This is a genomic window from Rufibacter ruber, from assembly GCF_001647275.1.
GTDB classification, from domain to species: Bacteria; Bacteroidota; Bacteroidia; order Cytophagales; family Hymenobacteraceae; genus Nibribacter; species Nibribacter ruber_C.
In genome coordinates this window covers 98,071-106,730 of record NZ_LRMM01000011.1, presented here as the reverse complement: position 1 = coordinate 106,730, position 8,660 = coordinate 98,071, and the positions used below count along the sequence as shown (strand labels likewise).

The following is an 8,660-nucleotide window of genomic DNA, read 5'->3' as shown; positions in this document are numbered from 1 at the left end:
AAAAAAATTCCGCCGTTTTCTGTTTTCAGAAATCAGGACCAAAAGCAGGCGGAAACAACCTTCTTGAAAAAAAGCCTTATTTAGGGATGTTGATGGTTTCGCGCACCAGCAAAGCGTTCGGGATCAGATCCTGCACTTTGCTCAGGGCGGCCTGCGCCTCTACCCGGGTAAAGAAATCGCCAAATTTTAGCTGGTACGTGGGCTGCTTGAAGGTGAGGTAGTCTCTCTGCTCTGGTAGGCGCTGAATGAGGTTGTTGCGTAACGCCATGGCTGAGTTCCGCTCAATGCCGGTATAGGCCAGAATGCGGTAGCCGGTGGCGTATTTGATATTCTTCTGCACCTGCGCCACACTGTCCAGCAGCAACGCCACCTGGTTGCGCAGGTGGTTGGTGGGCATGGCCGGAGCGGCAGGGGCTGTATTCCCGGCTGGCGTCGAAGGAAAAGTGGGCAAATATTTCTTGGTGTCTACCAACGCCGCCGTCCCTCCTTTTGATTCCGCTCTGCGGTTATCATCTGAGGCGGTGCCGTTGCCGGAAGAGGTGCTGCTGCTGGTGGCCGCACAGCCCATCATTACTACCAGGCAAAGAAATCCTAAAACTCTTGAGGTCATTTTTTGTAACGTCATAGCAATGAAACGCCGGAAGATGTTCCAATCCGGTCGGCTCCGGCTTTTACCAACGCAAGGGCGGCTTCCTTGGTTTTGATTCCGCCAGAGGCCTTGATTTTAATATGCGCCGGCAAGGTAGCACGCAGTAACAGAATATCTTCTACCTGCGCCCCGGAGGCGGCAAAACCGGTAGAGGTTTTTACATAATCCACCTCGGCCTCAATGCAGAGTTTGCACACCTGCACCATCTCACTGGGGCTCAGCAAAGCGGTCTCAATGATCACTTTCAGGATAGAATTCTTGAAGTGGCACAAGGTACTCAGCTCCTGCAGCTCAGACATGACCTCTTCGTGCCTACCAGATTTGAATGCGGCAATGTTCATGACCACGTCAATCTCGGTAGCCCCTTCAGCCAGGGCCTGATGGGCCTCAAAGAACTTCACTTTGGCCAGCTGGTACCCCAACGGAAACCCCACCACCGTGGCCACCTGCACGCCCGTATCCTGCAGCGCCGCCACCGCCTGCTTTACAAAGCAGGGAGGCACACAAACGGCGGCAAAATGGTGTTCAGCCGCCTCCTGGCAAAGCTGCGCCACCAGGGCCTGCGTGGTGTCAGGCCTGAGCACCGTATGGTCAATGTACGGCGCCAGGCTCTGATCTGGTGATATGGGCACGTTAGTCTTCAATGATAAAGCACCGGTTGTTGAGCAGGTCTTGTTCTACGTTTTTGAACTTCACGTCTTTCATCACGCGGCCGTCCATGTACTGCACGTTCACCTTGTCATTACGGCCCACAGTTTTCTCAACGCGCACCGGCTGCGGTTTGGGGGCAGGGGCCTGCGGCATTGGCGGCATGTTAGGCACGTGGTCTTCTAAGGTAGAATGCACCTCCTCTTTCTGTACCTGCAGTTTGGGGGCCTTTGGCGCGAGGGCCGGACGGGCCTCCTGTACCGGAACCGGCTGCTCCTGCTGCACCGGCAGATCTGCCTTGAACAGGAACGACACTGTTTCTTCGTTCACTTTGGCAATCATGCGCTTGAACAGCTCAAATGACTCAAACTTGTAGATCAAGAGCGGGTCTTTCTGCTCATACACCGCGTTTTGCACACTCTGCTTCAGGTCATCCATCTCGCGCAGGTGCTGGGTCCAGGCCTGGTCAATGGTAGCCAGGGTGATGACCTTCTCTACTGTCTTGATCAGCTCACGCCCCTGGGTGCTTACCACTTTCTCCAGGTTGGCAATAGCGGTGATCTGGCGGCGGCCATCTGAGAACGGCACGGCTATGTTTTCAATCAGGGCACCGCGGTTGGCGTAGATGTCTGCCAGAATGGGGGCCGACTGCTGCATGATCTGCTGGTTTTTAGCCGTGTGGAAATCCAGCGCCTCATTGTAAAGACGGTCCATTAACACCTCAACAGACTGACTGGCCAATTCACCGGCGGTTATCTGCGAGTTGAAGCCGTACACTCTGATAATGTGCAGCAGGAAGTCTTCATGGTTACCGGTGGCTTTGTAGGTCTGTACAATGTCCTCGGCCACGTCATAGATCATGTTCAGGATGTCCAGCTCCAGACGCTCGCCGTACAGGGCGTTGCGGCGGCGCTTGTACACCACCTCGCGCTGGGCGTTCATCACATCATCATACTCCAGCAAACGCTTTCTGATCCCGAAGTTGTTTTCCTCCACCTTCTTCTGCGCGCGCTCAATGGAGTTGGTGATCATGGAGTGCTGAATCACTTCGCCTTCCTCCAGACCCATGCGGTCCATTAGGCGGGCAATACGGTCAGAGCCAAACAGACGCATTAAGCTGTCTTCCAGTGACACGAAGAACTGGGAAGATCCCGGGTCTCCCTGGCGGCCGGAACGGCCCCGCAGCTGGCGGTCTACCCGGCGGGACTCATGGCGCTCGGTACCAATGATGGCCAACCCTCCCGCAGCTTTTGACTCTGGGGCAAGTTTGATATCTGTACCACGGCCGGCCATGTTGGTGGCAATGGTTACCGCGCCCGGCTTACCGGCTTCGGCCACAATCTCAGCCTCGCGCTGGTGGTGCTTTGCGTTCAGAACCTGGTGCGTGATGCCGCGCATCTTGAGCATACGGCTTACCAGTTCAGAGATTTCCACGGAAGTGGTACCTACCAGCACCGGACGGCCTTGCTTGGTGAGTTCCTGAATCTCCTCGGCCACGGCGTTGTATTTCTCGCGGGTGGTTTTGTACACCTTGTCATGCTCGTCTTTGCGCTGGGCCACACGGTTGGTAGGGATCACCACCACGTCCAGTTTGTAGATTTCCCAGAACTCCCCGGCTTCTGTCTCAGCGGTACCGGTCATACCGGCCAGCTTATGGTACATTCTGAAGTAGTTCTGCAGCGTTACGGTGGCGTAGGTCTGGGTGGCGTCTTCCACACGCACGTTCTCCTTCGCCTCAATGGCCTGGTGCAGACCGTCTGAATAGCGGCGGCCCTCCATGACACGGCCCGTCTGCTCGTCTACAATCTTCACCTTGCGGTCTTCGGTCACAATGTACTCAGTGTCCTTCTCAAACAGGGTGTAGGCTTTGAGCAACTGGTTGATGGTGTGCACGCGCTGCGTCTTGTCCTGGTACTCCTGGATCAGGCGCTCTTTCTCGTGCAGTTTCTCATCAGCAGTGAGCCCGGTATGGCTTTCAATATTGGCAATCTCCGTTCCAATATCTGGCAGGATGAACAACTGCGGATCTTCGCCCTGACCGGTAATCAGGTCAATGCCGTTCTCCGTGAGTTCAATCTGGTTGTGCTTTTCGTCAATGGTGAAGTACAGCGGCTTGTCAGCCTCCGGCATCTGGCGCGAGTGGTCCTGCAGGTAGAAAGCCTCGGTCTTCAGGAGAATCTGACGGACACCGGTCTCACTCAAAAACTTGATCAACGGCTTGTTTTTAGGCAGACCGCGGTACGCTCTGAACAGGGCCAGACCGCCTTCTTTCTCGTTTCCTTCCTTGATCAGGCGCTTGGCCTCTACCAGAAAGTTACCCACCAGCTTACGCTGGGCCTCTACCAGAGCGGCTACGCGGGGTTTCAGCATGTAGAACTCGTGCTCATCGCCGCGCGGAACGGGTCCGGAGATGATCAACGGCGTACGGGCGTCATCTATCAACACGGAGTCTACCTCATCTACCATGGCGTAGTGGTGCTTGCGCTGCACCAGCTCACTGGTCTCGCGGGACATGTTGTCCCGCAGGTAGTCAAACCCGAACTCGTTATTGGTCCCGTAGGTGATGTCTGCCCGGTAAGCCTGACGGCGCGCCTCAGTATTAGGCTGGTGTTTGTCAATACAGTCAATGGTGATGCCGTGGAACTCAAACAACGGCGCCATCCACTCAGAGTCACGCTTGGCCAGGTAGTCGTTCACGGTTACCACGTGCACGCCGCGTTTGGCCAAGGCGTTCAGGAAGGCCGGCAAGGTAGCCACAAGGGTTTTCCCCTCACCCGTCGCCATCTCGGCAATCTTGCCCTGGTGCAGCACAATACCGCCAATCAGCTGTACGTCATAGTGCAGCATGTCCCACACCACCTCGGTACCGGCCGCCAGCCAGCGGTTGGCCCACACGGCCTGGTCGCCGTTGATCTGCACGTTTGGCTTGCGGGAGGCAATTTCACGGTCAAACTCTGTGGCAGAAACGGTCAGCTGTCCGTTCTCCTTATAGCGGCGGGCGGTTTCTTTGACAATGGCGAACGCCTGCGGAAGCACTTCCATCAGGACTACTTCCAGATCTTTGTTACGGTCTTTCTCCAGGTTGTCAATCTCCACAAAGATCTCCTCTTTCTGGGCAATGTCCAGCTCCGGCTCGTTTTCAATGCGCTGGTGCAGCGCGGCAATTTTATCATCAATGGGTTTCAGGCGCTCGGCAATGGTGGCTTGCACCTCTTGCGTGCGCTGGCGCAGCTGGTCATCAGACAGGGAGGCAAGCGTGGCGAACTCTTGGTTGATGAGTGCCACATACGGCATTACCCCTTTGATATCCCTTTCTGACTTGGTACCGAAAAGCTTGGCGACCGTCTTCCCAAAAAAGTCAAACATAAAAAGCTATTTAAGATGTAGTGGTTGCAATTTCAAAAATACGCGGTTTTTCCGACATTTTCCTATCTAGCTAAAACAATACCACTTACGCATTAGTGCCCGCCACCTGACGGGATGGCAGGAAAAGGTTAAACTTTTCTGTGGCACCCCTGAGGGTTACCAAGCTGTTTTTGGCCTGTTTTAGGAAAATCAGGCCGAAAACAGGAAGCAACCTCTGATTCTCCCTTTCAGGGAAAGGGAGTGCCATTGCGGCACATTGTTGTTTTTAAAGATGGTGTAACCGGTTCAGTCAGGGAGCTGCCTAAGCGCAGACGCAGCACCCAGGGGAGAATCTGCGCCACGTGAAGCGAGGGAGGCACTAAAACAGCTGTGGTATCAAAACAAAAACCTGTTTTCGGGCTGTTTTCCCAAAAACAGCCTGAAAACAGGTTTCACATTTTCATAGCGCCAGCTTATGCCTGGGCCGCCAGCAGGGAGTCCTCCTCCCCTTCTTCCACCTTGGGCAACAGGGGCCGGAACGGGATCTCACTGGCGAACAGGAACCGCCGAAGGGCGTCTTCCACCGGTGGCAAAACCGCACGTTTACTTGTTTTCAAAGGCACATTGGTTGGCCTGGGGGCCAAATAGTGAAACTCCTCCTGAGGTTTAGACTGAAGCCACGGGTTTGGCTCTACTCCCGCCACTCTGGCAGCTGCCTCGGCCAAACCCGCCCAGGAGTACGTTCCTTCATTAGCCAAGTGCCAGATGCCGCATTCCTCATCAATCAATAAGTCAAGGGTGGTATTCACCAGGTCTGGCACGTAGGTAGGCGTGATAAACGTATCTGCGGCGGCCTCAAAAAACTCCTGGTGCGCCAATGTGCGCAGGGCGTGGTACACAAAGTTGTGTTGGTCCCAGGGCCCGAAGAAAGCGCTGGTTCTGATCACCAAAGCCCCGGGCATCAGTTTCAGCACCTGCTCCTCTGCCAGCGCTTTGCTGCCGCCGTACACGTTCAGGGGGCTGGGGAGATCTGTTTCCAGATAGCCTTCCCCTTTGTGGCCGTCAAAAACCAGATCAGAGGAAAACGTCACCAGCTGAATGCCTCTGGCGTGGCAGTGTTTGGCTAAGTTCACGGGTCCTTGCGCGTTTTCACGGTAGCAGGCTTCGGGTTCATTCTCGGCGTCATCTACGCGCACGTAACCGGCGGTGTTCACCACGGCCCAGGGCTGGTATTTCCGCAAGGCTTTCTCCACCAGCGCTTCGTCTGCAATGTTCATCTCCTGGCGGGTCAGCAGTACGTACGGGATGCCGCGCACATCACAGATTCGGGCGAAGGCGCGGCCCAACGTACCGGTGGCACCGGTAATGAGCAGCGGTTTACTGGTCTTCTGCTTTGGCGCAGCCAATTGTTCTAAGGGTAGGTGCCAATTCTCAGGGGTGTCTGGCAGCGCGGGGAACAACGCTCTACAAGAACGCTTCCACCAGCCGTCTATCTGCAGCACGGGGTGCCTGTCTGCGCTGCCGGCCAGGCCTTTTAGAAGTTTGGCGACGGCATTGGGTTCGGGTTTCCCGTTACGCACATCAAAAACGCCGGATTCATAAAAGCCCCGCTCCTCGGTCAGGAGACTGTTCCAGTCAAAGGCTCCCAGTAAAGACCAGGCGGTGACGGCAATGACGTTTTTGCCCTGATTTCTTAAAAACAGGGCAGAATCCCAAACTTCAGCCAACCAGCGCATCTGCTCCTCACGGGTACAGCAGAGGTGGGCTTCAGTGATGGCAATCTGGTTTTCCGGGTACCGCTCGCACACCTGTGCCAGCAGGTTCTGTACCCCCAGCGGCACAGCCGAGGTCACGCGTACGGCCTCTACATCTGCGTATTTATGCCGGCCGTTGCTGCCGTGCGTGTGCAACGGGTATTCTGTGATGTGCTCATCTAAGTAGCGTTCACTGGTCACGTAGTAGTTCACGCCAATCACGTTGGGCGGACAAGGATTTGCCACCAGCTCCAGCAATTGCTCCTCCGGCACCTGCGCATTGGTAAGGTAATTCCAGAGCGGGTGCTGCTGGTCTACTTTCCCGGAGAGTAAATCCCAGGAAAGCCACCGGCGGTGGTTCTCAAAATCTGCCTGGTATTGTAACGTGGGCGTACTGTGAATGTAGCCCAGGTCATCGGTCTGCACCAGTTGGGCATTGGGGTTCACTTCCCTGATGGCGCGCATGGCCAGTACCGTTCCTTTGATTTGGTTCAGCAACGCTTTGGCAAACGACGCATCATCATTCTTGTGCGGGTACCATAAACCGTAAAGGGCGCTGAAGCGGGCGGTGGTGAGCGGTTCATTCACGGGGGTGTAATACGTCACCCACGGAAACTGCTGGGCCACCGCTTTGGCGTAGGCGGCAAACTTCTGGGGGAAGTCTGGGTCCAGCAGGTTGGTATAGCGTGGGCCGCTGCCATGGTGCAGCAGGCCCACAATAGGATCAATGTTCAGGTCGCGGAGCTTGTGGAGGCGTTCTGTGGCCCAAGCCCAGTTTTGCTGTTCAGGGTGCTTGGGGGCTACGTGCTCCCAGAGAACCGGATATCTGATTTTTGTTAAGCCTAAGTCAGCGAAGAGGTCCAGGTCTGACAGCCGGCAGTCATGCCCGCTTTTGGCCAGCTGGTCAAAGTACTGGTCGCCCACGCGGTTGACCGTACACTCCACGCCTCCCCATAGGTTAATGTTTGCCATTCGTAGTCACTTTGGTGGAACTTCCGTTGAGGGCTTCACGCACTTCTTTGGGCAGAATGGCAGAGGGGTCCAATGCCGGAACCGCCAACTTTTCTTTTCCCGTCAGTTTCTTGTGCAGCGTGAGCGCCTGCGCCACCACCTGGTCCATGTTGTAGTATTTGTAGGTGGCCAGACGGCCCACAAAGTGTACGTTAGGCGTGGCCTCAGCCAGCTTTTTGTATTTGTTGTAGAGCTCGGCGTTCTCTGGTTTGGGAACCGGATAGTACGGGTCTCCTTCCGCGCGCGGAAATTCATACACCAGGCTGGTTTTAGGGTGCTGTTGCCCAGTCAGGTATTTGAATTCGGTCACGCGGGTATAGAGCTGCTCATTTGGGTAGTTCACCACCGCCACCGGCTGGAAGACCTCTTTGTTCACGGTCTCGTGCTTAAACTCCAGCGAGCGGTACGGCAGCTTTCCGTACTTAAAGTCAAAATACTCGTCTACCGGCCCCGTGAAAATCATCTCCTTGAACGGAATCACGTCCAGGATCTCATGGTAGTCTGTGTTGAGCATGATTTTGATGTTGGGGTGGTCCAGCATCTTCTCAAACATCTTGGTGAAGCCGTGCAGCGGCATGGCCTGGTAGGTGTCTGTGAAATAGCGGTCGTCACGGTTGGTGCGGGTGGGCACCCTCGAAGTCACTGACTTGTCCAGTTCAGACGGGTCCATGCCCCACTGCTTGCGGGTGTAGTTCTTGAAGAACTTCTCATACAGCTCGCGCCCCACTTTGCTCACCACCACGTCTTCAGAAGTCTTGATGGTGTCTACCTTCTCGGCCACCGACTCAAACCACTTGTCCAATTCAAAAGAAGTAAGACTCAAGCCATACAGTTTGTTGATGGTATCTAGATTGATGGGCATAGGGACTTGCTGGCCGTCTACGCTGGCCAACACGCGGTGCTCATACGGGCGCCATTCTGTGAACTGACCCAGGTACTCAAACACCTCTTTGGAGTTGGTATGGAAGATATGCGGCCCGTATTTGTGCACCAGAATACCGTCTTCGTTGTAATGGTCATAGGCGTTGCCCGCAATGTGGGAACGCTTGTCTATGATTAAGACCTTTTTATTGGACGCTGACGCCAATCGCTCGGCTAGTACACTTCCGGCAAATCCTGCCCCTACAATCAGATAGTCAAACATAATGTTGGATAGTAACAGTTACGCAATAAGATTTCTACTGGCGCTCACACTAGGAGTAGCCAGGTGCTGTTTTGGGCCTGTTTTTGGAAAAACAGCCAAAACGCATTTT

5 protein-coding genes are annotated in these 8,660 nt (G+C 55.0%); all 5 read right to left on the bottom strand.

Features of this window, described 5'->3' with window-relative positions:
• Positions 1 to 76: 76 nt before the first annotated feature.
• Positions 77 to 610: a hypothetical protein gene (locus A8O25_RS06710; protein WP_066832443.1), complete on the bottom strand. Its 534-nt coding sequence runs from the start codon at positions 608 to 610 to the stop codon at positions 77 to 79.
• Between the two features lie 11 nt (positions 611 to 621).
• A complete protein-coding gene (gene deoC, locus A8O25_RS06705; RefSeq protein WP_241498946.1) occupies positions 622 to 1,281 on the bottom strand; it encodes a deoxyribose-phosphate aldolase in 660 nt (219 codons plus the stop codon).
• Position 1,282: 1 nt separating this feature from the next.
• Positions 1,283 to 4,663 (bottom strand): preprotein translocase subunit SecA, encoded by a 3,381-nt coding sequence (gene secA / locus A8O25_RS06700; protein ID WP_066832440.1) that lies wholly within the window; start codon positions 4,661 to 4,663, stop codon positions 1,283 to 1,285.
• A 452-nt stretch (positions 4,664 to 5,115) separates the two neighbouring features.
• The gene (locus tag A8O25_RS06695) at positions 5,116 to 7,368 is read right to left on the bottom strand and encodes an SDR family oxidoreductase (protein WP_082893496.1); all 2,253 of its coding nucleotides are present in this window, start codon (positions 7,366 to 7,368) and stop codon (positions 5,116 to 5,118) included.
• Positions 7,355 to 8,551: a UDP-galactopyranose mutase gene (glf, locus tag A8O25_RS06690; protein WP_074987945.1), complete on the bottom strand. Its 1,197-nt coding sequence runs from the start codon at positions 8,549 to 8,551 to the stop codon at positions 7,355 to 7,357. Before glf ends, A8O25_RS06695 begins: the two co-directional genes overlap by 14 nt.
• Positions 8,552 to 8,660: the final 109 nt, after the last annotated feature.

Coding starts and splice junctions, on each gene's coding strand:
- A8O25_RS06710 (WP_066832443.1), bottom strand. CDS start 610: ATGACCTCAAGAGTTTTAGGATTTCTTTGCCTGGTAGTAATGATGGGC.
- A8O25_RS06695 (WP_082893496.1), bottom strand. CDS start 7,368: ATGGCAAACATTAACCTATGGGGAGGCGTGGAGTGTACGGTCAACCGC.
- secA (WP_066832440.1), bottom strand. CDS start 4,663: ATGTTTGACTTTTTTGGGAAGACGGTCGCCAAGCTTTTCGGTACCAAG.
- glf (WP_074987945.1), bottom strand. CDS start 8,551: ATGTTTGACTATCTGATTGTAGGGGCAGGATTTGCCGGAAGTGTACTA.